Origin of the sequence: Pontibacter flavimaris (genome assembly GCF_001907195.1) — a bacterium.
GTDB lineage: Bacteria > Bacteroidota > Bacteroidia > Cytophagales > Hymenobacteraceae > Pontibacter > Pontibacter flavimaris.
Map to the genome: position 1 here is coordinate 358,711 of NZ_LVWA01000012.1, position 26,207 is coordinate 384,917.

The 26,207-nt window shown below is 53.6% G+C and carries 21 protein-coding genes; 14 read left to right on the forward strand and 7 right to left on the reverse strand.

Annotated features, from left to right (window positions below):
- Nucleotides 1-25 precede the first annotated feature (25 nt).
- Nucleotides 26-556, forward strand: coding sequence for a CopD family protein (locus A3841_RS19125; protein WP_073854888.1), 531 nt, complete (start codon nt 26-28; stop codon nt 554-556).
- A 423-nt stretch (nt 557-979) separates the two neighbouring features.
- On the forward strand, nt 980-1,609 hold the full coding sequence (locus tag A3841_RS19130) for a hypothetical protein (protein WP_073854890.1): 630 nt from the start codon (nt 980-982) through the stop codon (nt 1,607-1,609).
- Nucleotides 1,610-1,673: 64 nt separating this feature from the next.
- Here A3841_RS19130 and A3841_RS19135 read toward each other — a convergent pair whose 3' ends face one another.
- From A3841_RS19135 to A3841_RS19165, 6 genes are all read right to left on the reverse strand, one after another.
- Complete coding sequence (locus tag A3841_RS19135) at nt 1,674-2,573, reverse strand: AEC family transporter (RefSeq protein ID WP_235861499.1); 900 nt, start codon at nt 2,571-2,573, stop codon at nt 1,674-1,676.
- Nucleotides 2,574-2,719: 146 nt separating this feature from the next.
- Nucleotides 2,720-4,627 carry a DUF294 nucleotidyltransferase-like domain-containing protein gene (locus A3841_RS19140; protein WP_073854894.1) on the reverse strand — a complete coding sequence of 636 codons (1,908 nt, stop codon included), beginning with the start codon at nt 4,625-4,627 and terminating at the stop codon, nt 2,720-2,722.
- Complete coding sequence (locus A3841_RS19145; protein WP_073854896.1) at nt 4,624-5,328, reverse strand: 3'-5' exonuclease; 705 nt, start codon at nt 5,326-5,328, stop codon at nt 4,624-4,626. Before A3841_RS19145 ends, A3841_RS19140 begins: the two co-directional genes overlap by 4 nt.
- A gap of 3 nt (nt 5,329-5,331) precedes the next feature.
- A complete protein-coding gene (locus A3841_RS19150; protein WP_073854898.1) occupies nt 5,332-5,769 on the reverse strand; it encodes a GNAT family N-acetyltransferase in 438 nt (145 codons plus the stop codon).
- A gap of 636 nt (nt 5,770-6,405) precedes the next feature.
- The gene (locus A3841_RS19160) at nt 6,406-8,181 is read right to left on the reverse strand and encodes an aminopeptidase P family protein (protein ID WP_073854902.1); all 1,776 of its coding nucleotides are present in this window, start codon (nt 8,179-8,181) and stop codon (nt 6,406-6,408) included.
- A 66-nt stretch (nt 8,182-8,247) separates the two neighbouring features.
- Nucleotides 8,248-8,850: a short chain dehydrogenase gene (locus tag A3841_RS19165; protein ID WP_073854904.1), complete on the reverse strand. Its 603-nt coding sequence runs from the start codon at nt 8,848-8,850 to the stop codon at nt 8,248-8,250.
- A gap of 538 nt (nt 8,851-9,388) precedes the next feature.
- On the opposite strand from A3841_RS19165, the gene A3841_RS19170 reads away from it, so the two are divergent.
- The 5 genes from A3841_RS19170 to A3841_RS19190 all read left to right on the forward strand — a co-directional run bounded on the left by A3841_RS19170 (nt 9,389) and on the right by A3841_RS19190 (nt 16,023).
- Nucleotides 9,389-10,633: an efflux RND transporter periplasmic adaptor subunit gene (locus tag A3841_RS19170; RefSeq protein WP_073854906.1), complete on the forward strand. Its 1,245-nt coding sequence runs from the start codon at nt 9,389-9,391 to the stop codon at nt 10,631-10,633.
- A 217-nt stretch (nt 10,634-10,850) separates the two neighbouring features.
- Nucleotides 10,851-12,344, forward strand: coding sequence for a TolC family protein (locus A3841_RS19175; RefSeq protein WP_073854908.1), 1,494 nt, complete (start codon nt 10,851-10,853; stop codon nt 12,342-12,344).
- Between the two features lie 558 nt (nt 12,345-12,902).
- Nucleotides 12,903-13,604 carry an ABC transporter ATP-binding protein gene (locus A3841_RS19180; protein ID WP_073854910.1) on the forward strand — a complete coding sequence of 234 codons (702 nt, stop codon included), beginning with the start codon at nt 12,903-12,905 and terminating at the stop codon, nt 13,602-13,604.
- Nucleotides 13,605-13,606: 2 nt separating this feature from the next.
- On the forward strand, nt 13,607-14,848 hold the full coding sequence (locus A3841_RS19185) for an ABC transporter permease (RefSeq protein ID WP_073854912.1): 1,242 nt from the start codon (nt 13,607-13,609) through the stop codon (nt 14,846-14,848).
- Nucleotides 14,845-16,023, forward strand: a complete 1,179-nt coding sequence (locus A3841_RS19190; RefSeq protein ID WP_073854914.1) for an ABC transporter permease — start codon at nt 14,845-14,847, stop codon at nt 16,021-16,023. The genes A3841_RS19185 and A3841_RS19190 overlap by 4 nt, the downstream gene beginning before the upstream one ends.
- A 394-nt stretch (nt 16,024-16,417) precedes the next feature.
- Here A3841_RS19190 and A3841_RS20760 read toward each other — a convergent pair whose 3' ends face one another.
- The gene (locus A3841_RS20760) at nt 16,418-16,540 is read right to left on the reverse strand and encodes a hypothetical protein (protein WP_262502626.1); all 123 of its coding nucleotides are present in this window, start codon (nt 16,538-16,540) and stop codon (nt 16,418-16,420) included.
- A 181-nt stretch (nt 16,541-16,721) separates the two neighbouring features.
- On the opposite strand from A3841_RS20760, the gene A3841_RS19195 reads away from it, so the two are divergent.
- From A3841_RS19195 to A3841_RS19225, 7 genes are all read left to right on the forward strand, one after another.
- Complete coding sequence (locus A3841_RS19195; protein WP_073854916.1) at nt 16,722-18,101, forward strand: sigma-54-dependent transcriptional regulator; 1,380 nt, start codon at nt 16,722-16,724, stop codon at nt 18,099-18,101.
- The gene (locus A3841_RS19200; RefSeq protein WP_073854918.1) at nt 18,085-19,380 is read left to right on the forward strand and encodes a sensor histidine kinase; all 1,296 of its coding nucleotides are present in this window, start codon (nt 18,085-18,087) and stop codon (nt 19,378-19,380) included. Before A3841_RS19195 ends, A3841_RS19200 begins: the two co-directional genes overlap by 17 nt.
- 276 nt (nt 19,381-19,656) lie before the next feature.
- A complete protein-coding gene (locus tag A3841_RS19205) occupies nt 19,657-19,878 on the forward strand; it encodes a hypothetical protein (RefSeq protein ID WP_073854920.1) in 222 nt (73 codons plus the stop codon).
- A 342-nt stretch (nt 19,879-20,220) separates the two neighbouring features.
- Nucleotides 20,221-20,988 carry a polysaccharide biosynthesis/export family protein gene (locus A3841_RS19210; RefSeq protein WP_073854922.1) on the forward strand — a complete coding sequence of 256 codons (768 nt, stop codon included), beginning with the start codon at nt 20,221-20,223 and terminating at the stop codon, nt 20,986-20,988.
- Between the two features lie 2 nt (nt 20,989-20,990).
- A complete protein-coding gene (locus A3841_RS19215; protein WP_073854924.1) occupies nt 20,991-23,363 on the forward strand; it encodes a GumC family protein in 2,373 nt (790 codons plus the stop codon).
- A gap of 72 nt (nt 23,364-23,435) precedes the next feature.
- Nucleotides 23,436-24,983: a lipopolysaccharide biosynthesis protein gene (locus A3841_RS19220; protein WP_073854926.1), complete on the forward strand. Its 1,548-nt coding sequence runs from the start codon at nt 23,436-23,438 to the stop codon at nt 24,981-24,983.
- Between the two features lie 10 nt (nt 24,984-24,993).
- Nucleotides 24,994-26,199: a glycosyltransferase family 4 protein gene (locus A3841_RS19225; protein ID WP_073854928.1), complete on the forward strand. Its 1,206-nt coding sequence runs from the start codon at nt 24,994-24,996 to the stop codon at nt 26,197-26,199.
- The last annotated feature ends 8 nt before the right edge of the window (nt 26,200-26,207 follow it).

Sequence of the window (26,207 nt, forward strand, 5' to 3'; positions counted from 1 at the left end):
CTTTGCAGAAACACGACCCGCTGCTATGAGCTATTTCTACGTCAAGGCGCTGCACATCATTTTTGTGGTCACCTGGTTTGCCGGGCTCTTCTACATCGTGCGCCTTTTTATATACTTTGCCGAGGCCGCCGAAAAGCCCGAGCCGGAGAAATCCATACTTCAGAAACAGTTGGCCCTGATGCAGAAAAGGCTGTGGTACGGCATCACCTGGCCCTCGGCCATCCTCACGCTTATTTTCGGCGGTATCATGCTCTACCTGTACGGCTCCATCCCTAGCTGGCTCGTCTGGAAACTCAGCTTTGTGGTGGGCCTGTATGTGTATCACTTCCTCTGTCACGCCATTTTTAAGCAACAACAGCAGGGGCTCATCAAGTATACCTCCACCCAACTCCGCATCTGGAACGAGGTGGCCACGCTTTTCCTCATCAGCATCGTGTTCCTGGTGGTGCTCAAAAGCTCACTCAGCATGCTTTGGGGCATCATCGGGCTCATCCTTTTCTCCGCCATCCTCATGCTGGCCATCCGCATCTATAAAAGAGCCAGGGAGAAGAGTTAGGAAGTTAGAGAGTTGGGGAGTTAAAAGGTTAGAGAGTTAGAAAGTTAGAGAGTTAAAAATTTAGGTTCATGCCGCAAGTTTAGCGGTAGCGTAACTTGTGGCTAGCTTTGACGCCAGTTTGCAACTGGCTTTCTGCGAAAGTATAGGAAGTATTAATTGTTGGTGTTATCACCAACAATTAATACTTCCTATACTTTCGCAGTCTTTAAAATAAAGTATCGCTAAAGCCTTTGCAGCCCTTGCTTTTTCAAAGCAAAGCAGTTATAAACTGCTACCATACTTCGCCACAAGTTACGCTGTCGCTACACTTGCGGCATAACTCTCCAACTCTTTAACGCTCTAACTCCTCAACTCTTTCACTCCCTCAACTTTCTAACCTCCAAACTTTCTAACTTTTTAACTATAAGCCTTACCTTTGCACCTATGAACAAAGCACTGAAGGCAAACGAGAGAGAGTTGATTAAACTGGCGCGCTTTTTCAGCAAGCGGGCCGAGCAGCTAGCTGTGGATGGAGAGTTGAGTGAGGACCAGCGGCAGCTGACGCAGGCCTGCGAGAACCTGGAGCGGCAACTGCTGCAGCACGCTGCAAACCGCGAAGCCATCATGGACAAGCGCGCCCGCCTGGAGAAACTGATCGAGGATAATGCCCAGTGCCCGAAGTGCCGCAAGGCTGACATGCTGAAGCAGCAGGCCGTAACCACCAACGAGCATGGCTGGAAACTGAACACCTACCGCTGCCGCCGCTGCAACACCTCCTTTACCTGGAACCGCCCTAACAACCCCTGGCATATGGTGCAGTTTCTGGAACTGTACATCAAGGAACTGGAGGAGTCTTTAAATGTAGACATGGAACCAAGCCTGCGCCAGCACACAGAGGCCGCACTTCCGCAACTGCAGGACAGCTTATCGCGCCTGCGCCCCGTGCTGCAGGACTCCGATGAGGAAGTAGAGGCCCTGACGGAGAAAGAGCGCGAGATGGACAAGATCATCCACCAGTTCAAAAACTACCTTCTCATCGAGAAGATAAAGCTGGACACGTACCAGGAGGAGTAGTTTTTAGTTGTTAGTTACTCGTTATTAGTTTTTGTTCTCTACTAACCCTAATAACTAACAACTTTTAACTGATAACCACATTCAAAACCCAGTACCAGAAAGCGAGCGTGATGAAGGACAGCGGGATGCCGAAACCCACCATCATGCTGGCCAGCCTTGGTTTAAGGCCATGCGATGCCGCTACGATACTAGCCGTGATCATGGGAGCCATGGCGGCTTCTAAAACACTGATTTGTAGTAGCTCTCCCCGCAGGCCAAATACTCCATAGTATAACGCAAGTATAAGGGCTGGAGCAAGTATAAGCTGGAAGGTGAGCCCCAGTGCCAGAAATCCCCAGTGCTTGCTGCGCCACTCGGGCCGCAACTGCAGCCCCACCGACACCAGCGCCAGCGGCGACACCGTACTGCCCAAACGCTGGAACACCTCTTTGAGCTCGCTGGGGAAGTGCAGGTGGAGCACGTTGAGCAAAAGCGCGAGCAGAAAAGCGACGAACGGCGGGAAAAGGAAGATTTTGCGGGCAATGACACCGGCACTGGCCGTGCCTCTAGAGAAACTCGCCGCAACCGCGATGCCCAGTGTGGAGAGCACCACAAACGTTCCCGGCTGGTCGATCAGAATCACGGTTTCCAGGCTGTCTGGACCGAAGAGCGCCTCTATGACCGGCAGCCCCACAAAAGAGGTGTTGCCCAGCCCTCCGGTAAGTATAAGGCAGCCCACCAGCTTGCGCGACCAACCAAAGGCCTTGCCCAGGCTCCAGAAGAACAGGGCAGCCGCGCCAAAGCAGATCCAGGCCACCCCCACCGGCAGCAGCACCGTGCTGTTCAGCTCTATCTCAGGTATAAAGTAGAGCGCCAGCGCCGGCATCGAGATGTAGATAATGAACTGGTTGAGCACTTGCGCCGAATTCTTCGGAAACTCCTTTACGCGCTGCAGCAGCACGCCCAGCCCCAAACATCCAAACAAAAGTATAAAACTGCCCATCGCTGTCTCAGAACATCATGCCGCCCTTACCCGGAGCGGCAGGCAAAGGTACGGCTGTAACGTTATTTTCCATGAGGCTGCAGGTTAGAAAATGGCGGTAAGTATAGCAGACATCGTCACCCACCCTACTACCCCAGCAGCGAGTTCGTGTACTTGAGTTTTATACTTGCCTGGAAGTTGGCGATCGTCTTGAAGATCTCCTTCAGGGTTACCTGCTCAATTTTGGTCAGGCTGCGGATATCGATGAAGTTATCGGGGGCCGCTTTGTCCTGAATCATCTGCACGGCCTGCTTCTTCAGACGCAGGCTCATCAGGTAATAGTAAGAGTGCATCAGCTCCTGGAAATCTGTGTCTGTAAACTCTCCCAGCGCCTTCAGGTCCTCCAGCCGCTCGCCGGTGTTGGTTTTGAAAACCCTGCTTTTCAGGGCATACACGCGCACCAGGTCCACAATCGGTGTCATCGTTTTCTTAATGTCGAATACCTCCTGGCTGCCCTTGGTAATGGTTTTGATGTTCTTGAAGAAGGTGAGCGGGGGCACGTACTGCAGCGCATTCTGGGCCATGTGGTAGAGGAAGCGGCCTAGTGGTTTCTGCAGTTCCTCGTCCAGGAACGCGCGCAACTCCTCCATGATCGGTGCCTCGCCATAGATGTAGCGGCAGTCGAAGAAGGTGGAGAATTTCATCACCGTTTCCGGGTCGGGCTCCTGCATCCAGCTGCTGTAGTTGCGCTTCCAGTGCGAGAGCGAGTGCGTCCATTTCGGGTTTTTGGCCATAAAACCGCCCTTGCAGTAGCTAAACCCGATCGTATCCAGCCGCTCCGACACCAGTTCGGCAAACTGAAGGAAGTACGCCCGCACCAGTTCCCGCTGCTCGTTGGCCTTGTCCTCGTAAATAATGGCGTTGTCCTGGTCGGTATTCAGCGTTTGCTCCTTGCGGCCCTCGCTGCCCAACACCATGAACACGAACTTGGCGGGCGGGGCTCCCAGCTCCTCTATCACGCCCTCGATCACTTTGGTGGTGATGGTATCCGATACGGTGGTGATGACCTGGTTCACGATCTCGGGCTTCACGCCGCGGTCCAGGAGCTGGTACACGATCTCGGGCACCTTCTCCCACTTCCGCTTCAGCTCCTCCACCGACTGGGCCAGCTTTACTGATTGTATGAACACGAACGGCGACTGCGCCTGCTCGCTCAGCAGCTTGTTGCGGCTGATAAAGCCCAAGTACTGCCCGTTCTGCTCTATCAGCAGGTAGCGGGTTTTCGTGCGGAACATCAAGAGTATGGCCTCATACACGTACGCCTGCGTGCTGATGCTCACGATCGGGTTGTCCATCACCTGCTGCACCGGCTCCTGCACACTTACCTGCCGGGCCACCACGTTATCGCGGATGCTGATGTCGGTGAGGTAGCCGATGATCTGCCCCTGCGCATCGTGCACAAACAGGCAGCTGACCTTTTTATCGGCCATCATTCTGGCTGCCTCATAGATGGGCGTATCGCCGGGGCAGGTTACCAGGTCGCGGTACACGAGCATTTCTATCTTGCGGGAGTAGAGCTGGTCGGAGGCGATGAAATTATCCTGGAAGGCAGAGGGCCGCTTCACAAAGTGGGCAAACTCGTCGTTGAGCATGCGGCGGCCAAACTCCGCCGTAAAGTGGTGGAAGAAATCCTCGTAGCCCAGGCAAAGCTGCCTGAAATCGCGGCGCGGCAGAAAGTATACCTTCGTCCCCTTTTTAGCGATAACCGAGCGCAGCGACCTTTTACGGTTCAGCAGCACCGAAATGCCGCCGTAGCAATAGCCGCTTTGGTGGTGCTCCGGCACCCGCTTGTTCTGTTCGCTGTCGTAAAAAAAGCTCTCGTACTCCCCTTCCGCTATCAGGTCCACCCCTTTCATCCTGGTTATTTCCTGCAGGTAGATGGCGGTGTCTTTGGTATAGGTTACCTCCTGCAGCAGATCGGCCACGCCCAGCAGCACCTCTTCGGGCAGCAGGCTAAAGGGCTTTACCGTTTTCAGAAACGCTAGTTTGTCAGTCATAGAAGGATGATGAGTAAAATTACAAGTATAAACAGGGCAACTATAAGCAGCAGGGACTCTTTTAGTTTAAGCCGCCAACCTTTAGGCGGTTTCCGTAGCGCCTCCTGCTGCTGCAGAATGGTTTCAGCAGTGATGTCGCCCTGCTCCACCAGCTTAAAGAAGCAGGCCGCAGTGGCCTTTACGTCCACGGCGGCATCGTGTTGGTGCTGCAGCGGCTCCTGAAACAGGCGCTCGTACAGTTCCCCCAGCCTCAGGAAGCGTTGGCGGGGCTGCAGCACAAAGTCAGCCGACGCGTTCATGGTGCAGAAAGTAGGGAGTTGCGGCAGCGGATTGGGCAGGTTGGCCCTATGAAATCCAACGCCCAGCATGTGGTAATCGAGCCGCATAAAATGGCCCACCACCAGCGGCTTATAGTGCTCCAGGTCCCGCGCGAGCAAGGAGAGCACCTGACTGCGGTGTTTGCCGTGCGCCTTCAGAAACTCCAGCGTAATCCCATGGATCCGGCCCGAAGCGTCGGATATCTCCAGCTCCGGCTCGTAGATGTAATGGTTCTCGGACCTGAGCTCCCGCCCGTCCTTGGTGTGTACCGCCCAGGCAACCTGCACGGAGTAGGGCCAGCTCTCATTGTCAGAGTAGGGCGCGTCCCAGTCTTGCGGAATTCCCGTTGTTTCGGTATCGATGAAAAGTATAAAGTCCCGCATGGCCTATTCTGCTGCCCCTACGGCCGGTTCAGGTAAACGTATACTTCCCTCCATCACCACGTAATCTTTGCCGCCCTTCCCGAACGTATGATTTGTCTCTTGCAGCCCGAAGCGCTTGTAAAAACCTGCTTTCTCCTGCCGGGCATTGCACCAGAGCTGCTTTATGCCTTGCGCCGCCGCCTGAAGTATAAGGTGCTGCAGCAAGGCTGTGCCGTAGCCTTTGCCCTGGTTCTGCGGCAAGGTAGCAAATTTACGGAACTGCGCCCGCTCCCCCTCCACGAACAGCGACACCACCGACACCAGCTCACCGGATAAGTATAGGCCGAAGTGCTGGCCGCTTTCATCCTCCGGCAGCTGCACATAGTTTATACTTTGCTCCGGCCACATCACGTCGCGCCTGAGTTGCCAGGTTTCCCGGGCTGTTATTTCTTTTATCTGCATTTGATGTTGTGGAAATATCTTCCGTTGGCGCGAGTTTGCAACTCGTGTCTTCCTATGTTGTCTGATTTGCAATCCGAGTGGCTTGAAAAGCTAAACTTATACTTTGGCTATACTTTTATACCTGTCTTTTCCCATGGTGCAAGTCTTCAGACTTGTATCCTATGATGAGGTCGGGTTTGCAACCCGACTGGCTTGAAAAGCCATACTTATACTTGAGCTGTACTTTATAATTTCCTTGCGCAAGCGTCCGCTTGTGTCTTCCATAGCCGCTGCTTCCTTCTGCTTGACACAAGATATCCTTGCTAGCTGCTGTTCATCCTCCAGAATTACATAAGCTACCGCTTCATCTCTAGCTTTGGTGCTCTCAAGCCCGAGAGGGCTCGTCTTCGGGCATCGCGCTGGGAGCTTTTCCTGCCCTCGTGCCTCGGGCTGCCTGCGGCACCGGAAAAACTCGCATAGGCGCTCAACCCAAAGACTGGGATCAATTCGATAGATGTGGCTATTTGTCATCTCGAGCAAAGCGAGAGATATGTTCAGTATTCCCAATAGATCTCTCGCCCTGCTCGAGATGACAGAAAAAGGTGTAAGTAGAACTCCCTCCCCTGTTCTTAGGGGAGGGTTGGGGAGGGGTTCACCCTATATTGCTTTCGCTTTATCCTTTAGCCAGGCCAGTTCGTCCGCTGTCAAGTGTGGGCCGAGCTTTTCTACAACGCGCTGGTGGTACTCGTTGAGCCATTTAATCTGGTGGGCCTCCAGCAGCTCTTTTTTCACCGGCGTGGTGTCGATGAGGGCCAGCGTGAGGTGCTCGAACGTATAAAACTCGCCGAAATCGTTGGTTTCGTCGGGCACGGTGAGCACCAGGTTCTCGATGCGAATGCCGTGCTTGCCCGGCCGGTAAATGCCTGGCTCCACCGAAGAGATCATCCCCAGCTCCAGGTCTACAGCCGTTGGCGTTGGGTTAAGCACATGCGGGCCTTCGTGCACGTTCAGGAAGAAACCGACGCCGTGGCCGGTGCCGTGGCCATAGTTGCGGGCATAATCCCAGAGCGGCTTGCGGGTGATGGCGTCGATCTGGTAACCTTTGGTGCCTTTCGGGTAGCGGGCCGTGGAGCCGTCTATCATGCCTTTCAGTACCAGGGTATAATCTATACTTTCCTCCTCCGTTAAATTGCCTAAAGACACCACGCGCGTAATGTCGGTGGTGCCGGAAGTATACTGCCCGCCGGAGTCTACCAGCAAAAGGCCCTCAGGCTGCAGCTCTACATCGCTCTCCTCGGTTACCCTGTAATGCGGCAGTGCGCCATGTGTTCTGTACCCTGATATAGTATCAAAGCTTTCGCCCATAAAGCCCTCCTGCTGTGCCCGAAGCTCGCGTACTTTCTCCACCACTGTCAGCTCCGTGATGCGGGTCTTGCCAATGTTCTCCTCCAGCCACTTAAAAAAACGGGTAAGCGCCACACCATCCTTTACCATCGTCTGCCGCGTATGCTGCACTTCCACCTCGTTCTTCATCGCCTTGAAGAAAGTGGTGGGGTTGGTGTCCTGAATCACGCGCACCTCTTTTGGCAGCTCCTTGTACAGCGCGAAGCAGTTGCGGCGCGGGTCGATCAGGATACTGTCACCGGGTATGGCCGACACAGCTCTTTCGATCATGTCATAGGTTTCCAGCTCCACACCGGCCTTTGCGAGCCTTGCCTGTGCTTCTTCCGAAAGTTTGGTTGCATCTATAAATAACATGGCCTTGTCCTGGCTGATGAGGGCGAAGCTCAGCACCACCGGGTTGCATTTCACGTCGGAACCGCGCATGTTAAAGAGCCAGGCCAAGTCATCCAGCGAGGAGATGAGGTGGTACTCGGCTCTATACTTTTTCAGGGCCGCACGCAGGCGCTCCAGCTTGCTCTCCAGGCTCTCCCCCACTACGTCCTCGCCCAGCAGGAAAGCCGGGGCCGTAGGCAGGTCCGGCCGGTTTTGCCAGATCGGGTCCAGGTAATCGCGGTTGCTGTTGATTATCAGGCCGATCGGGGTCAGCTGCGCCTCCAGCAACTGCGCCAGGCTCACCGAAATCAGCTTCGCATCGAAGGCCACAGTGGCCCCCTCCGGCAGCCGCTCCGCCAGCCAGTCGATGTACTCCGGGGCGTTCTGCACGCGCAGCTTCGCCAGTTCATAGCCGGTTCCATCCAGTTGCTCGCCGGCCTGCACAAAGTAGCGCGCATCCGTCCACAGGTGGGCGGCCTCTTCGGTAATCACCAAAGTGCCTGCCGAACCGGTAAAACCGGAGGCAAACTCGATGCATTTATACCTGTCGGGCACATATTCGCTTATATGGGGATCGGCCGATGGAATGATGTAGGCGCTCACGCCCTCCCCTTTCATCTGGCTTCGGATGGCTGTTAATCTATCTTTATAGGTCATGTAAATCTTGCATTAGGTTCGGGGCAAATTAAGGAAAGATGGGGAGAAATGCTCAGGGAAGCGGTTTTAATATACTTTGATGACCTGCCCGGTGCAGATGCCCAGTATACTTTTCAGGTAGCCGTTCACCACTCGCTCCATCGGCACCGGGTTATGGCCAGGGAAGTAACTACCAATGGCCTCCGCCGAATCTTCCACGATGCCGGGGCTCACCACATTAATCCGTATTCCCCGCTGCAACAGCTCTCCTGCCGCCCCTATCACAAAGCCGTTCACGGCGGCATTTATCGTACTCAGCACCGCGCCCAGCGCAATCGGGTCTTCTGATAGTATGCCAGAGGTAAGCGTTATACTTCCGCCCGGGTTCAGGTGCTTCTGCCCGATAAGTGCCAGGTTTATCTGTCCCATCATTTTGCTGCGGATACCTTCCTGGAAATGCTCCTGTGTCAGGTCTTGTACTGGCGCCATGGGCGCACTACCGGCAGCCACCACAAGGGCATCTACCTTGCCTATTTTGGTAAACATTTCCTCAATCGAGCGCGGGTCTGTCATGTCCACCTGCACGTCGCCGCTCTTGGAGCCCGCTGTTAGGATTTCGTGCGCGTCCTGCAGCCGCCAGTAAATGCGTTTGCCAATGGTGCCGGTGCCCCCAACAAGTAAAATTTTCATAGTTTTTCAGGTTTAGGTTGATGTGTAAAGTATACGGTTTTACTTTGATTTTTAGAGAAAGTAAAGGCGGGAGGAAGTATAGAAGTTTTGTGGGGGATACGGCAGGCAGCAAAGTAATTTTTTCACTTGTTTGATTTCATTTCTAACCAAGCACAATGATTTAGAGCCAAGACCCGGTTTCTGTCATCCTGAAAGGATCTTGTTGGCGAGTAGCAAAGGCTACATCTCCCGGAGAAGGGGCCCTCTATTTCTACCAAGATTCTTAACAGAATGACAGCTCTGTAAGAACAGAATGACAGCTGCCTGAGAAGATTTAATCAAGCGTATACTTGCTTTCCTAAGGTAGTATTTACCCCTTTCAGAATTTAATCTCGATAGGGCTTCTTCCCCCTCCCAAAACCGCACAACCTGTTCAATACTGAACACTTCTAAAAGTCTAAAAACTAGTATTTTAAAGCATAAAGGTTAGAAAACCAATAACATACATAACTGGCATCTAAATTGGCTATACCCTCCCTAGCAAGTATAAAATAAAACTATGGATCGTGAATTATCAGCCGCTACCAAACAAGCCCATAGCCGCAAGCGCATCTGGCAGGTAAGTATAGCTGCGGCCCTGGTGCTGGCAGCTATCTTCGGAGTCAGAAGCCTGCTGGCGCCGGGTATCAGCCGCAGCGAGATCCGCACGGCTGTGGTGGAGCGCGGTCCGGTAGTAGCTACCCTGAGCGCCTCGGGCGTGGTGGTGCCGGAGCATGAGCAAGCTATCACCAGCCCCATTCAGGCGCGCATCGAGCAGGTGGTGCGCAACGCCGGCGAGCAGGTAAAACCCGGCGACCAGGTGCTCCTCCTCGACCGCTCCTTCACCCAACTGGCCTACGACAAACTGAAAGACGAGCAGCAGCTGAACCAGCACAAGAGCGTGCAGATGCGCCTGCAACTGGATAAAAAACTCAACAGCCTGGAGTCGCAGCTGGCCATTAAACGCATGAACGTGAAAAGCCTACAGGCGCGGCTGGAGGATGAGCAGTACCTCCTTAAAATTGGCGGCGGCACTCAGGAGCAGGTAAAACAGGCAGAGCTGAATCTGAAAATAGCGCAGCAGGAACTGGCGCAGCTGGAGCTGGACATTGAAAGCGAGCGCAAACTGCTACGAGCCGACGAGCAGGAACTGAGATATACGCTGGCCATGAATGGCCGCTCATTGGAAGAATTGGAGCGCAAGATGCAACAGGCCGAAGTACGCGCCACCCGCCCCGGCGTGGTGACCTGGGTAAAAAACGAAATTGGCAGCAGCGTAAACACCGGCGAGGTCATCGCCCGACTGGCCGATCTGAGCAGCTTCCGGGTGCAGGCCAGCATTTCGGATGCCTTTGCCGATCAATTGCACGTGGGCGGCGACGCCATTACCCGCATCAACAACACCGACCTGAAAGGCAGTATTGTGGCCATAGAACCCTCGGTAAAGAACGGCACTGTGACGTTTTATGTGGCCCTGGAGGAGAAAAGTCACCAACTGCTGCGCCCCAGCCTCCGCGTGGACCTCTTTGTGACGACCGCCAGCAAAAACGACGCCCTCCGCATAAAAAATGGCCCCTACTTTAACAGCGGCTCTCCCGACAACGTGTTTGTGCTGCGCGAGGATGAACTGGTACAAGTACCGGCCCGCACCGGCATGAGCAACACGGACTTTGTAGAACTGGAAAACGGCGCGCAGCCCGGCGATGTGGTGGTAATCTCCGACATGAAAGACTTTGAGCACGTGCAGAAAGTGCGGCTGAAGTGAGATCCGAATCAAGTATCACGACAGACGTAGCTCGATTCCGCTTTTGGGATTCGCAAGCCGAAAGTATGGAGCCGCAGGGATTATTAGGGACAAGCGGATTACAAATCCACAATTAGCTGAGTCCCGGATTGCAAATCCGGAACAGCAGGAACCGCAGAATTTATACTTTAAAAATCGTGCTACCTGATACGAGCATCGTGATACGCAACATAAAACTATGAAAAAGCATTACCCATACTGTTTGCTGTTTGTAGTGTTTGCCCTGCACTGCGTCCAAAGTATAGCACAGCCTGGCACCCGGCAACTGAGCCTGCAGGAAGTGATCGCTTTGGCGCAGTCGCAGTCGGCAGAGGCGCTGCAGGTGGAGACCAGCCGGGAGAACAGCTACTGGAAATGGCGCAGCGTGAAATCCGAATACAGGCCGCAGCTTAGCCTGGAAGGTACGTTGCCCGACTTCAGCCGCACGATTACGCCGGTAACGCAACCAGACGGTACCACTGAGTTCAGACCCGTTTCCATCAACAATACGGATCTGGGCCTGACGCTGAGCCAGGTCATCAGCCCGACAGGCGGCAAGATTTTCGTGACCTCCCTGATGCAGCGCTTCGACGACTTCGACCGCGACCAGACCCGCTACAACGGCAACCCGGCCATTATCGGGCTGGAGCAGCCGCTGTTTGCCTACAACGCCCTGAGCTGGAACAAAAAGATAGAGCCGTTGCGCTACGAGGAGTCCCAAAAGGAGTATGTAGAGAACCGGGAAATTATAGCCGTAAAGGCCACCGGTTTATACTTTGATCTGCTGCTGGCCCAGTCCAACCAAAGTATAGCTGCCAAGAACCTGGCCAACAACGACACCCTGTACCAGGTAGCGCAGGAAAAGTATAAACTGGGCCGTCTCTCCAAAAATGAATTGTTGCAGCTGCGCCTGGCGGTCCTTAACTCCGATCTGGCGCTGGCCCAGGCCAACCTGGATGCCCAGACAGCCGCGCTGGCCCTGCGCAACTATATCGGCCTGAAAGACAGCGCCCAGTTCAGCCTGCACGTGCCTGAAAGTATACCCGAAACCACCGTGGCAGCAGCGGTAGCTTTGGCCGAAGCCAAAAAGAACCGCAAGGAAAGTATAAACTTCCGGCGCAGGATGCTGGAGGCCGAGAGCCTGGTAGCAAAAGCCCACGGCGACAACGGCTTTAACGCCAGCCTGTTTGCCACCTTTGGCCTTACCAACCAGGGAGTTGCCTTCAGCGATATCTACGACCGCCCGGACAACCAGCAGCGCGCCCGCATCGGCTTTACCATGCCCATACTCGACTGGGGCCGCCAGCGCTCGGTTACCAAAGTGGCGCAGCTGAACCAGAAGCTGGTAGAGTACACCATCAGCCAGGAAGAGACAAATTTTGAGCAGGCCGTGCTCACGCAGGTAAACCAGTACAACACCCTCAAAACCCGCATCAGCACCACCGCCGAAGCAGACGCCATCGCCGCTGAACGCTATGAGATCGCCAAGAATACTTTTCTGATTGGCCGCATCAGCATTACCGAACTGAACATCGCCTTGGCAGAGAAAGACCAGGCACGCCGCGCCTACATCGCCTCGCTCAGCGCGTTCTGGGAAGCACATTATACTTTAAGACAACTGACGCTTTTTGATTTTGAGAAGCAGGAGCCGATAGTAGCGGAGGCGCATAACCCCTCCCCGGCCCTCCCCTAATTTCTGCAGACGATTACACCCCTATGGTCCCCTCAAGGGGACAGTAGTAATAGCTGTAGCTATCGAAATGATACCCAGTCCTTGGGTTGAGCGCCTTGTAGATTTCCGGTTTCGCTTCAGCGAAATTGCGGAGACCGCAGGTCAAGCAAAGGAAATGTACACAGCGCGATGCCAAAGGACGAGCCCTCTCGGGCTGGAGAGCACCAAAGTATGAAATGCAACGGTAGGTTTATAATACTTAGGATGAACGGAAGCTAATAAGGATAGCTGGCATCAGGTTACAGGAAGCAGCAGCTAGGCAAGTCAAGTATAAAGTATGGCTGCTGCGGATCTGGAGATCCGCAGCAGAAAAGTTCCAGACACGGATGTCCGGAACAGCCGAATAGCTTAAGTATAAAATATCGCCGAAGTATAAGTATGGCTTTGCAAGCCAGTCAAGTTGCAAACTTGACACCATCATAGGACACAAGTCTGAAGACTCGCGCCAGGGATTAGAGATGATAAAGCAGCTAAAACACAGAATCACTATAAAAACCAAAAGACATTATATTCAAAACTATGATCACGTTAACCAACATCGAAAAGGTCTACCAAACCAAGTCCATCGAGACGGTGGCCCTGCAGCACGTAAACCTGGTGGTTCCCAAAGGCGAATTCCTCTCCATCATGGGGCCATCGGGCTGCGGCAAATCCACGCTGCTCAACATCATGGGTCTGCTGGACGTGCCGACCCAGGGCACTGTGGAGATAGACGGACATCCCATCACGAGCTATAAAGACAAGGAACTGGCGCACATCCGCAACGAGAAAATCGGCTTTGTTTTCCAGAGCTACCACTTGGTGAACGATTTGAGCGTGCTCGACAACGTGGAGCTGCCCCTACTCTACCGCAACGGCATTTCCGCCTCCGAGCGTACCCGACGCGCCAAAACCGCCCTGGAGAAAGTAGGCCTTAGCGCCCGCACCAAACACTACCCCACGCAGCTCTCCGGCGGACAGCGCCAGCGCGTAGCCATCGCCCGCGCACTGATCGGGCAACCGCAACTTATACTGGCCGACGAGCCGACCGGTAACCTGGACTCAGTGATGGGTGAGGAAATCATGAACATCCTGCTGGACTTGAACCGGGTGGATGGCACTACCATCGTGATGGTGACGCACGACGAGAACATGGCCCAGAAAACCGAGCGCCTGGTGCGCTTCTTCGACGGGCAGCAGGTTTCTGACGCTAAGGTTTTTGCCAACCTTCAACAAGTATAGCCATGCTGAAGAATTACCTGAAAATAGCCTGGAAGGTGCTCTTGCGACGCAAGTTCTTCACCTTCATCAGCCTCTTTGGCATTAGCTTTACCCTGATGGTGCTGGTGGTGGCCACATCCCTCTTCGACCATACTTTTGGGCCGCAAATGCCGGAGCGCGACACCGACAAACTGCTTTTCGTGAACATGATGCGCGAGGAGATAAAAGAAGGCCATACCAGAAGCGGCCCGCTCAGCTACCACTTCCTCGACCGCCACGTACGCACGCTGAAAACGCCTGAAAAGGTATCCATCAACTCCATGTTTTTCCAAGTCAACAGCTACATCAACAACCGCAAACTGGCCCTCGACATCAAGTATACCGACCGGGAATTCTGGGATATCCTGGATTTTAACTTCGTGGAAGGAGCTGCTTTCGGGCAGCAGGACGTGAAAAGCGCCAACCGCGTAGCCGTGATAAACGAGAGCACCCGCCAAAAGTACTTTGGAGGCGGCAAGGCCCTGGGGCAGTACATGGAAGTAGACCAGGTAAAGTATAAAGTAGTGGGTGTGGTGGAGAATGTACCCGTACTGCGCCTGCACTCCTATGCCGATGTGTGGGTGCCTATCTCGCTCAAAAGCCAGGAGTTTAACAAACCGGGGCTAAACGGAACTTACTTTGCCACCATCAAAGCGGCAAAGGCTTCGGATGTACCGCAGATCAAAAAAGAGTTTGCCACGATGATGGCCGAAGTGGAGCGCCAGCGTCCTGAAAAAGGGGTGGAGCTAAGTTCTTTCCCCGACACCTTTCTGGAGAGCGTTACCCGCACTTTCTTAGGCAACGGGAAAGACGCCAGTGTGGGGATTCTGTATGGATTGTTGATGGGACTTGCCCTGTTATTTATGCTGCTGCCAGCCATCAACCTGGTCAACATCAACATCAGCCGCATTATGGAGCGTTCCTCTGAGATTGGGGTGCGCAAGGCCTTTGGCGCCTCCTCCTCCACCATCATCGGGCAGTTTCTGGTCGAGAATGTCTTCCTGACACTACTGGGTGGCTTACTGGGTTTTGTGCTGTCTGCCCTGGCGCTGTGGCTCATTAACGATAGCGGGATTATCGTTTATGCAGACCTGAGCCTGAACCTGCGCATATTTGGGATGGGCTTACTGCTCTGCCTTGTCTTTGGATTGGTTTCCGGGGTATACCCCGCTTTTAAGATGTCACGCTTACAAGCCGTAGAGGCACTGAGAGGAGGTTCAAAATGATACGCCATCTGTTTAAACTGATCTGGAACCGGAAGAAAAGCAACTTCCTGCTGATCACGGAGATTTTCATTTGCTTTCTGGTACTGTTCGGGGTACTCAGCCTGGTCGTGTACAACGTCCGCAACTACAGCAAACCGCTTGGCTTTAAGCACGAGCAAGTGTGGCTGCTGACCATGCGCCCCGACCTTGACTCGACTGCACTAAACCGCCAGAACATGGCACAGGCGCTGCAGCTTGTAAAAAGTATGCCGGAGGTAGAGGCCGCCTCGCTGACCAGCAGCAACGCCCCGTTTTCTTTCAGCACGATGAACAACAACGTCACCTACAATAACAAAAAGATACTGTCCAACATCTTCGAGGTGCAGGATGACTTTAAAGACGTGATGCAAATAGAACTGAGCCAAGGGCGTTGGTTTAGCCAGGAAGACGACGCATCGCACCACATCCCCATCGTGATAAACGAGGTGATGCACCAGCAACTGTTTGGAGATGAAAACCCGCTTGGAAAGCTCATCCCACAGAACGACAGCACCAACTTTCAGGTGGTGGGCGTGGTGGCACACTTCCGCCCCGCCAGCGAATACGCGGCCGAGGAGCCAGGCTATTTCGAACGTATACTTCCCGCCAAAAATGAGAAAGCGTTCTGGGGCGAAATGCTGATTCGGGTAAAGCCCGGAACAGGGGTGGCCTTTGAGGAGAAGATGATCAGGCAGTTGGGCCAGGTGGCCAAAAACTGGACGCTCGAAGTATCGACGCTGGAGAAAATGCGGCAGAACAAATCCAAGCTTGCCCTGGTCCCGCTTATCGCGCTGGGTCTGGTCTGCGGCTTCCTGATCTTTAATGTGGCGCTGGGCCTGTTTGGCGTGCTGTGGCACAACATCAGCCGCCGCAACAGCGAGATAGGCCTGCGCAGAGCCCTGGGAGCGGCTTCCTCTCAGATCTACTGGCAGTTCATTGGCGAGGTGCTGGTGCTGGCCACGTTTGGGTTGCTGCTGGGCGTGTTCTTTGCGGTGCAGTTTCCGCTGCTGCAGGTCTTTCAGGTAGAGTCGGAAGTATACTTTATAGCGCTCCTGAGTGCCGTGGGCATCATCTACCTGCTCACCGCCATCTGCGCTTTCTGCCCCAGCCGGCAAGCTGCTAAAATACACCCGGCCATGGCGTTGCATGAAGAGTAGACCCCTCCCCAACCCTCCCCTAAAAACAGGGGAGGGAGTTTTTGCAGTGCAGACTCCAACCACCCCTAAAAACAGGGGAGGGAGTTTTTGCAATGCAGACTCCAACCACCCCTAGCACCTCTGAGGAGGAGACTTGGTGGTAGTTGCATAAGCAGCAGCTATCGAATCTGATCCCAGTCCTTGGGTTGAGCGCCTATGCGAGTTTTTCCGGTGCCGAACGATAGTGAGGCAGCCCGAGGCACGAGGGCAGGAAAAGCTCCCAGCGCGATGCCAAAGGACGAGCCCTCCCGGGCTGGAGGGAGCCAAAGCAGGAGTTAAAGCGATAGGTAAGTAAGTCTGGAGGATGAACGGGAGCTAGTAAGAATAGCTTAGTTCAAGCAGAAGGAAGCAGCAGCTAAAAAAGTATAGCCAAAGTATAAGGCACAAGCGGACGCTTGCGCCAGAGAAGTATAAACCGGCAAGTATAAAAGTATAGATCAAGTATAAAGTATGGCTTTTCAAGCCAGTCAAGTTGCAAACTTAACCTCATTGTAGGACACAAGTCTGAAGACTTGCGCCATGAAAGAGAAGTATAAAGTATAACGAACACAAACCTGAAAATCCACAGCAAAACGAGAAAGGAAAGTATAACCACAGAAACCATACTCCCTTACCTATTTATATCCCAAACCCTTACCTTTATACTTTAAACCTCCACCATGATCCTGATAATAGACGATGATGTAGCCGTACGCGCCTCCTTGAGCCTGCTGCTCAAGCAGAACGGTTTCAAGACCCAGGAGGCTGCCACCCCACCGGAGGCGCTGCAGTTGGCGGAGCTGCATCCATTGGAACTGGCGATCATGGACATGAACTTCTCGATCAACACCACCGGCCACGACGGGCTGGACCTGCTGGGTAAGTTCAAAAGGCTGTACCCCAAGCTGCCGGTTATACTTATTACCGGCTGGGGCTCTATTAATCTTGCAGTAGAGGGCATGCGGTTGGGCGCGGCCGACTTTATCACCAAGCCCTGGAGCAACGACTACCTGCTGCAGGCGGTGCGTACGGCACTGAGCTTGTCGCAGCAAACGGTGGACACCGGAGGAGCTCTTACCCGCAAAAAGCTGGACCAGCAGTACGACTTTAGCAACATCATCGGGCAGGACCCGCAGCTGCTGCAGATCCTTAAAAAGATCGGCCAGATCGCTCCTACCGATGCCTCGGTGCTGATTGAGGGCGAAAGCGGCACGGGCAAGGAACTCATCGCTGAGGCCATCCACTACAACAGTCTGCGCAAAAGCCAGCCTTTCGTGAAAGTAAACTTGGGTGGCATCTCCTCCACCCTCTTCGAGAGCGAGATGTTTGGCCACAAACGCGGCGCCTTTACCGATGCCAAGTCCGACCGCATGGGCCGTTTCGAGCTGGCCAACAAAGGCACTATTTTTCTGGATGAGATCGGTGAGTTGGATTTGGGTAGCCAGGTAAAACTGCTGCGCGTGCTGCAGGACCGCACCTACGAAGTGCTCGGCGACAGCCGCTCCCGCAAACTCGACATCCGCGTAGTATGCGCCACGAACAAGGACCTGGCAAAACTAGTGGAGGAGGGCAAGTTTCGGGAGGATTTATACTACCGCATCAACCTGATAAAGGTAAAGCTGCCGGCCCTGCGCGAGCGCGGGGAAGACGTGCCGCTGCTGGTGCAGTATTTTACAGACAACCTCAAAAAGACGTACAAGCGCCCGGAGTTGGAGGTGAGCCCGCGGGCGCTGCAGTGGCTCAAGGAACTGCCCCTGCCCGGCAACATCCGGGAGCTGAAGAACCTGGTGGAGCGTACGGTGCTGGTGGCCGAGCGGGATGTACTGCAGGCCGAGGATTTCCGGGCGCAGGCACAGCAGAGCCCGGCCAAACCCGGCGACAAAACCCTGCCCGCCGTGGGCACCATGACGCTGGAAGAGATGGAGGCCTCGATGATTCGCAAGTCCATGAGCTTTTACCACAACAACATCAGCAAAGTGGCCCGCGCCCTGGGCCTGAGCCGCGCTGCCCTGTACCGCCGCCTCGACAAGTTCAACATCCCATATGACCCTGCGGACTAAGTTTATACTTTTCGCCGTGCTGGTGCATGGCCTCTTGCTGGCGCTGTCGTGGTTTGTACTGCAGCAGAATAAGTTCCTGTTCCTGGGCATGGAGCTGCTGATCTTTGTATCCGCCTACGTTACCTTTCAGCTTTACCGGTCCTTTTTTAAACCCTTGCAGCTGATTCGCTCGGGGATAGAATCTATCCGGGATAAGGATTTTTCCACCAAGTTCATGGCCGTGGGCCAGAAGGATCTGGATGAGCTGGTGAACGTGTACAACCGCATGATCGACCAGCTGCGGCACGAGCGCGTGGCACAGGCTGAGAAGCATTTCCTGCTCGACAAGCTCATCCAGGCCTCCCCTGCCGGCATCATACTTTTAGGTTTTGATAACCAAGTGGAAAGTATAAACCCGGCTGCAGAGCGTTTTCTGGGGCAACCGGCCGCGTCGCTTGCAGGCAAACACGTCAGCCAGCTGCCCGACGTATGGGCCAGGGAGCTACGGGACCTGCACACCGGCCAGTCCGTCACCTTCCGCATCAACGGCATCTGGACCTACCGCTGCCACCGCGCCCACTTCCTGGACCGGGGCTTTCAGCACTACTTTATACTGATCGAGGAACTCACCGAGGCCATCCTTCAAAACGAGCGCCAGGCCTACGAAAAGGTCATCCGGGTGATGTCGCACGAGGTGAATAATACGACCGGAGCCATCAATTCCATACTTGGCTCACTGGGATTTTATACGTTGCAGCTGCAGCCCGAGGACCAGGAGGACTTTGCCCACGTGCTGCAGGTGGCCACCGAGCGTAACACCAACCTAAGCCGGTTTATGGCCAACTTTGCTGAGGTAGTGCGCCTGCCGCAACCCAAAAAAGTACCAACCGATGTGCACACGCTGTTACAGAGCCTGCACCGACTGCTGCAACCCGAACTGCAGCGGCGAAATATACAGATACAGTGGCAGTTGGCGCCCGTGTCGCTGGTGGTTCCGCTGGATGCACAGCAGCTGGAGCAGGTGCTGCTCAACGTTCTCAAAAATGCTATGGAGGCTATCGGTACAGACGGAGAGATACACGTAGAAACGATTAATAACCCGCCACAGCTACGTATAACCGATTCCGGAGGTGGGATACCGGCAGATGTTCTGGGCAACCTTTTCACTCCTTTTTACACTACCAAAGCCAACGGACAGGGCATCGGGCTTACCCTGGTGCGCGACATTCTGGTGAACCATGGCTTTGCCTTCTCCCTCAGCTCTGAAAATAGCCACACCACCTTCCACATCCGCTTCTAAAAACGGTTTCCCGCATCTTTACTACTTCGTGTCTGTTGCATGGCCCATGCAGACTGTCAGAAGCATGCAACTGCAACCACGGGTAGTTATAATTAGCAAATAGGATTATTAGCTTAAATCCAGTCTATTCCTCAGCATAAAACTATACGATTCCAAGCCTGACCTTTATTTTCAAAAGAATGTAACATAATTGCATTCATTTTCGTAGCGCCGACGTGCGTCCTATGTTTATTTTTCCATACATTGTACCTACACTTTTAGCCAAATCAAACACTCATGGAGTACAACATTATCATTGCGCCGGACCTGGAGGGCCTGGCATCGGAAGTGGCGGGTTTCCTGCCGCAGGGTTGGAGACTGAAGGGCAGCATCCTGGAGCACGGCGACGGGTTTGCCCAGCAACTGGTGCGCAACACCAAGGATAAGCTGCGGGTACAGCAGCAGCAACTGAAGCACAGCAAACCCGCCAAGCAGCGCCGCACCAGGTGGATTGAGTAGCGGCTCGTTACGATTATACTTCCCCACATATTTAACAGCCATTTCCGGGGCCTTGCCAAGGCAGCTCCGGAAATGGCTTTCCCTTTTACCCCTCCTTCCGCTCGCATACTTCCAGCGCGAGCCCATCTTGCACTATGCCAACCCCCGGCTGTACTTAAAACAAGCTTTCTGACAAATATCCAAAAATTTGGCCCGATTAGGTATCCTTTTATGCAACCAGAAGTATATATGCCTGAACCGGATTTCCGGTACGCCTAAGCTTATACTTTAACGCACGATTTTCAAAGCCTGCAGGCGCATGACCAAGCTGCCGCCCTGAAGGATCACCCTTAACCCTTTATTATGAGAAATATAGTATACCTTCTCCTGCTTGTGCTAGGTGTTAGCTCCTGCATGACGAAAAAAGAACTCGTATACATCCAGAATGACAATCTTAAAGAGAACGTTCCCACTGATTTCCAGACCAAGTATGCGGCCTACCAGCTGCAGACAAACGATGTCCTCTCCATAAAGGTGCTGAGCGTGGACCCGGACATGTCCAACCTGTTCAACATCACCAACCCCGTTAATGGCATGGGCATGTCGGAGCCGGCCAGCCTTTTCCTGAGCGGCTACGCCATCGACACGGAGGGCTTCATCAACCTGCCCACCGTGGGCAAGCTCAAGATAGAGGGTCTTACCACCTCGCAAACGCAGGAGCTGATCCAGAAGAACCTGGACCGCTACATCACCGACGCCACCGTGGTAGTAAAGCTTATTAGCTTTAAGGTGAGTGTTTTAGGCGAGGTGCGCAACCCCGGCTACTTTTACATCTACAACGAGCGCGCCAACCTGCTGGAGGGCCTGAGCCTGGCCGGCGACCTGACCTTGGGCGCCGACCGTGACAACGTGAAACTCATCAGACAGAAAAAGGACAGCTCCTCCGAGATCGTATTATTAGACCTCAAAGACCCGAACCTCGTACAATCCCAATACTATTACCTGATGCCCAACGACATGATCTATGTCGAGCCCCGAAAAACACAGTTAAAGCGCGACAACCTGATTGTATGGAACGCGGTGTTGGGGGTAATTTCAACAGGGGCATTATTGTACAATTTGTTTAAATAACGATGAGAAGAAATAAACAGGAGCACGAGATAGACATAAAGAGCTGGTTGTTCAAGTTCAGGTCTAACTGGTACTGGTTCGCCCTGAGTGCTGTGATTGCCCTGGCTGCAGGGTACGTGTATGTAAAGAGCTCCCCGCGCGTTTTCGAGTTTAAATCCACGCTGTTGCTCGGTGACCAGCAGACCGGCTCCAAAAAGGCGCAGGAACTGCTGGAGGTGCTGGATGTGCAAAGCAGGGGTATAAAGGTTGAGGACGAGATCGGCCTTTTATCGTCTGCCGAGATGATAAAGCAGGCCCTTCGGAAACTGGACTTTACCGTTGCCTACTACCGGGTAACCGATCACTGGCTTAATAACATAAGCGACCTGGTGGTGGAGGAAGAGTACAAATCAGCCCCGTACGAGGTGGAGCTGGACACTAGCTCCATTCAGTTGGTGGATATCCCGATAACGGTGCGCCTGCTGGACAAGAACACCTACGAGCTGGAGATTGAGGCCCAGAACGCCCCGCGCTACGACTTCCGTACCAATGCCGTTATAGGCTCTATCCCGCAACTCAGCTTTAAGAAAACGCTTAAGTTCGGCGAGCCCTACAAGGATGAGAACCTGAGCCTGACGCTGGAGCGCAGCGATGTGGAGAACCTGCCCCCGGCCACGAAATACTACTTTGTGATCAACAGCCTGGAAAGCCTCGTGAAGCAGCAGCAGGGCTCGCTGGGCATCGCCCCGATCGACCGTGAGGCGCGGGTGCTGGTGCTGGGCAGCAAGGGCAGCATACCCGACAAGCAGGTGGCTTTCCTGAACACGCTGATGGCCGAGTACGTGGCCAACGACCTGAAAGACAAGAACGAGAACGGCATGAAAACGCTGGAGTTCATCGACAGCCAGTTGGGAACACTTTCGGACTCGCTGCGCCAGAGCAAGAACGCGCTTTCCTCGTTCCGTTCCAACAACCGCATCGCCAACATCAACGTGCAGTCTAACCTCAACTACGAGAAGCTCTCGCAACTGGAGGCCGAGCGAGCGCGCCTGAACACTGATAAGACATACTATGAGAACATCCTGGACCAGATCCGTAACGGAAACGGCATCGCGCAGTCGGTTTCGCCCACGGTGGGCGGTATCCAGAGCCCGATCCTCAACAATCTGTTCCTGCAGCTAGCCGAGCTGAACCAGAAAAAGGCAGGCTACAGAACCACAGCCACGGAGGAAAACCCGATGCTGCGCAAGATCGAGGGCGAGATTGCCAACACGCGCGGCGCCATCGAGGCGAACCTGCAGAACCTGGTGGAGTCGGCTAACATCTCTATTACCAACGTGAGCGAGCGTATCAATAAGATTGAAGCAACGCTGGCCTCCTTGCCGGAAAATGAGCGCAGGCTCATGGACCTGCAGAGCCAGTCTGAGTTTATTGATAAGAAGTATGATTTCTTGCTGGAGAAACGCGCTGAGGCATCTATCGCCCTCGCTACCAACGCCACCGACAAAAAGATAGTGGACAAGGCCTCCATGGTGGGCACCGCGCCGGTCAACGTGAAGCCGAAGATGATCTACCTGCTGGCCCTGATCATTGGCCTGGCCATACCTGCCGGCGTAATTGTGCTGCTATCAAACGTAGACAACACCATACAGGGTAAGAACGACCTGAGCAACCTGACCAACATACCGTTTCTGGGGGTGGTGGCGCATGGCTCCAAGTCCGATAAACTGGCCGTGCTGAACAACCAACGCTCCGCCATCGCCGAGTCGTTCCGGTCGATACGCATTAACCTGCAGTACCTGATGGCGAACCAGGATTTCAAGGTGATCGGCCTGACTTCGTCCATCTCGGGCGAGGGAAAGACGTTCTGCTCCGTGAACCTGAGCTCGGAGATCGCCATGTCGGGCAAGCGCGTGGTGCTAATCGAGTCGGACATGCGCAAGCCTACCTTCAGCAAGTACTTCCCGGTGGCAGAGTCGGTTGGTCTCTCCTCGTACCTGACGCAGGGGCTCCCGCTGGGGGAAGTGGTGCAGAAGACTCCGCTGGAGAACCTCGACATCATCCCATGCGGACCGATCCCGAACAATGCACTGCACCTGCTGGAAGTACCGCGCATGCAGCAGCTCATAGCCGAGCTGAAGGAGCATTACGACTACATCGTGATCGACACGCCGCCAATCGGGTATGTATCGGAGTATTTCGTGCTGATGCGCCACATGGACGTGAACCTGTACGTGGTGAAGCACAAGTATACCAACAAGGACATGCTGGCGGAAATAAACGAGCTCTACAATGCCAAGCGGATCAAGAACATCTACATGATCATGAACGATCTGAACTACAACAAGACCTACGAGTACGGCTACAAGAAGAACGCCAAGTACTATTACGCCTAAGCCTATACCAACATGCAGCGGGTGCAGCTCTAACAGCTGCACCCTGTCTGCTTCTATTTTACCGTATCACAGATGAGTAAGAATTTAGCCTCCAAAGCTGTCAGCGGCCTGAAGTGGGGAACAGTGTCCACCATAGCCAATGCCATCATGCAGATTGGTTATACTTCGGCCATGGCCCGCCTGCTGGCCCCGGAGACTTTTGGTCTGGTGGCCATTGCCGGTGTTATCATCCGTTTCGGAAGCTACTTTGCGCACCTTGGCCTATCGCAGGCAATCATTCAGAAGGAGGAGTTAACAGCGGATAATATCCGGGCAGCATTCACATCCTCAACGCTGCTAGGCTTACTATTCATGCTGCTGGTGTGGGCCCTGGCCCCTATGGCTGCCTTGTTTTTTGACAATGGCACCTTTGAGAGCGAGGCTGTCATACCGATTGTTCGTGCCATGTCGCTCGCTTTTTTAATCGCTGGCCTTTCGGCCACGGCCACTAGTCTGACTGAGCGCAACATGCGCTTCAAGGAGCTGAGCATTGTTGAGACGCTTTCCTACGTTATTTCATACTTAGGCGTGGGGGTGCTGCTTGCCTTCCTGGGGTATGGTGTGTGGAGTCTTGTTATCGCCACGCTTACGCAGGCAACACTTGTAGCCGTTGGGGCCTACTTTATAACAAGGCATAACGTCCTGCCGCTCTTTAAGTGGGAGTCTTACAAGCCCCTGTTCAGCTATGGCAGCAAAATGTCTATCATCAGTTTTCTGGAGTTTCTCAGCCAGGACATGGCCACCATACTTATCGGGAAAACGCTCGGGCCATACAGTCTCGGTATATACGACAGGGCTCACCGGTTGGTGAACCTGCCCATGTACATGCTTACCCGCACCATAAGCCGTGTCATATTCCCGTCTTTCAGTAAGCTACAGGCAGAAACCGAAAAGCTGGCGAGCGCTTATATTTCCAGCACCACATTACTGGCAACCATTATCATACCCACCTGCCTGGGATTATTAGCGGCGGCGCCAGAGGTGGTGTACCTACTTCTGGGTGACCAGTGGGGAGAGTCGATTCCTGTGCTTCAGGTGCTTTGCCTGGCGATCCCGCTGAGCTTTATTACCATGTTTGCCGGTATTGTCTGTGACGCTAAAGCCGTACTCAACATCAAGATCGTGCTCACCCTTGTATTTATAGCCGTGATTACCGGGTTTTTCTTTGTGTTTAGGCAGTATGGACTCGTTGGTTTTGCGTTTGCCATACTTGCAGGGGAATTGGTCCGGACCCTTTTCTATCAAACAGTACTCAACCGGATCCTGAAGCTCAGCTACTTAAAGCAGCTGCAGGCATACATACCTGGTGTGGTGAACGGGGCGATAATAGGATCTGTAATCTATGTGCTCAGCACAATGCTTAGAAGTGTCGGGCTGTCGCATATACTTATACTTGGCATTCAAATCAGCACGGGGGCCATTCTCTTTCTTGTCTTGACGTTATTCTTCCCCCAAAAGACCCTAAAGAGCCAAATAAACATGTTCCTCTCGAAGCTTGGGGTTGAGGAAAACCCGACAAGCTACTACGGCAGGATGATATCGAAGTATAAAAAGACTGTAGCAAACAGTACAGAAGGTTAAGTTATAGATTATGGTTATTGGAGTATCAGGACCGGTAGATATTGATTTGTTGGAGTGTGACTTTGGAAATGTGCCTATACCCGCGATCAGCTCTTTCCCACTCGTATCTTACTACATAAACGGATTAACGAAAAAAGGACATCACGTTGTAGTATATACTAACTCGCTGGAGGTAACGGAGCCAGCTGTGATCCGTGGCGAACAGGTAACGCTGTGCATCAGCCCGGCCAGGCAACAGCCCGGCAGAAGGTTCTTCAGATTTGAGTATGAGCAGTTGAAGGCCATCATGCGCCAGAACCCCGCTGATATCAATTATGCTTTTTGGACCTACGAGTATGCCTGGGCCGCAATCGACAGCGGAATCCCCACCGTTGTTAGCATACACGATAACGCCCTCAAAATCCTACTGACCCAAACGGATATGTTCAGGTTGGTGCGCTACTTAATCAATACTGTGGTATTGCGTAAAGCAAGATGGCTGGTAGCAAACTCAGCCTACACATACGATAACCTGCCTGCCGGAAGTAAAAGGAAGGCGGTTGTTATCAACAACTTTTACGCGCCATACTTAGGCGACCTCATCCCTACAGGCGTGCCCAGGGAAAACTTTATAGTGTCCGTGGTAAATGGTTTCACCAAGCGAAAAGGAATCCCCAGGGCACTACACGCCTTCTCAAAGCTGAGGGAGAAGTTTCCGTCGCTGGAGTATCACCTGATTGGGGTAGACATGGAGCCAGGAGGTGCAGCCCAGCAGTATGCGCAACAACACAACCTACAGGAAGGCGTGCAATTTCTGGGCTCCTTCTCACAGGATGATCTGATGCAGCATGTGGCTAAGGCAAAACTCCTTTTACACCCGTCAGTCGAGGAGTCCTTTGGCATGGCTGTACTGGAGTCTATGCTTGCACACACCCCGGTGGTTGGTGGCAAGGACAGCGGCTTTGTGCCATACTTGCTAGACCACGGAAATGCAGGGATCTTGTGCGATGTGACCTCAGCAGCCGATATGGCAACTGCAGTAGAGCGGCTGCTGCTCGACCAGGACCTGGCCAACGGAATCTCTAAAAAGGCAAATGCCTTTGCTAAAGCCAACTTTTCTGAGGAAGTGATTTTAAATCAGCACCTGCAGTTGTTCAGCTCGATCCTTAACACAGGAAACACGTATCCTCCTAAGTTAATGAAAGAGAAGGCTGATAGTCCCCTCTTTAACACCTGAATATAGTT

Bases quoted from the DNA above. Each gene is read 5' to 3' on its own strand.
- A3841_RS19125 (WP_073854888.1), top strand. From the start codon at position 26: ATGAGCTATTTCTACGTCAAGGCGCTGCACATCATTTTTGTGGTCACC.
- A3841_RS19130 (WP_073854890.1), top strand. From the start codon at position 980: ATGAACAAAGCACTGAAGGCAAACGAGAGAGAGTTGATTAAACTGGCG.
- A3841_RS19140 (WP_073854894.1), bottom strand. From the start codon at position 4,627: ATGACTGACAAACTAGCGTTTCTGAAAACGGTAAAGCCCTTTAGCCTG.
- A3841_RS19145 (WP_073854896.1), bottom strand. From the start codon at position 5,328: ATGCGGGACTTTATACTTTTCATCGATACCGAAACAACGGGAATTCCG.
- A3841_RS19150 (WP_073854898.1), bottom strand. From the start codon at position 5,769: ATGCAGATAAAAGAAATAACAGCCCGGGAAACCTGGCAACTCAGGCGC.
- A3841_RS19160 (WP_073854902.1), bottom strand. From the start codon at position 8,181: ATGACCTATAAAGATAGATTAACAGCCATCCGAAGCCAGATGAAAGGG.
- A3841_RS19165 (WP_073854904.1), bottom strand. From the start codon at position 8,850: ATGAAAATTTTACTTGTTGGGGGCACCGGCACCATTGGCAAACGCATT.
- A3841_RS19170 (WP_073854906.1), top strand. From the start codon at position 9,389: ATGGATCGTGAATTATCAGCCGCTACCAAACAAGCCCATAGCCGCAAG.
- A3841_RS19175 (WP_073854908.1), top strand. From the start codon at position 10,851: ATGAAAAAGCATTACCCATACTGTTTGCTGTTTGTAGTGTTTGCCCTG.
- A3841_RS19180 (WP_073854910.1), top strand. From the start codon at position 12,903: ATGATCACGTTAACCAACATCGAAAAGGTCTACCAAACCAAGTCCATC.
- A3841_RS19185 (WP_073854912.1), top strand. From the start codon at position 13,607: ATGCTGAAGAATTACCTGAAAATAGCCTGGAAGGTGCTCTTGCGACGC.
- A3841_RS19190 (WP_073854914.1), top strand. From the start codon at position 14,845: ATGATACGCCATCTGTTTAAACTGATCTGGAACCGGAAGAAAAGCAAC.
- A3841_RS19195 (WP_073854916.1), top strand. From the start codon at position 16,722: ATGATCCTGATAATAGACGATGATGTAGCCGTACGCGCCTCCTTGAGC.
- A3841_RS19200 (WP_073854918.1), top strand. From the start codon at position 18,085: ATGACCCTGCGGACTAAGTTTATACTTTTCGCCGTGCTGGTGCATGGC.
- A3841_RS19205 (WP_073854920.1), top strand. From the start codon at position 19,657: ATGGAGTACAACATTATCATTGCGCCGGACCTGGAGGGCCTGGCATCG.
- A3841_RS19210 (WP_073854922.1), top strand. From the start codon at position 20,221: ATGAGAAATATAGTATACCTTCTCCTGCTTGTGCTAGGTGTTAGCTCC.
- A3841_RS19215 (WP_073854924.1), top strand. From the start codon at position 20,991: ATGAGAAGAAATAAACAGGAGCACGAGATAGACATAAAGAGCTGGTTG.
- A3841_RS19220 (WP_073854926.1), top strand. From the start codon at position 23,436: ATGAGTAAGAATTTAGCCTCCAAAGCTGTCAGCGGCCTGAAGTGGGGA.
- A3841_RS19225 (WP_073854928.1), top strand. From the start codon at position 24,994: ATGGTTATTGGAGTATCAGGACCGGTAGATATTGATTTGTTGGAGTGT.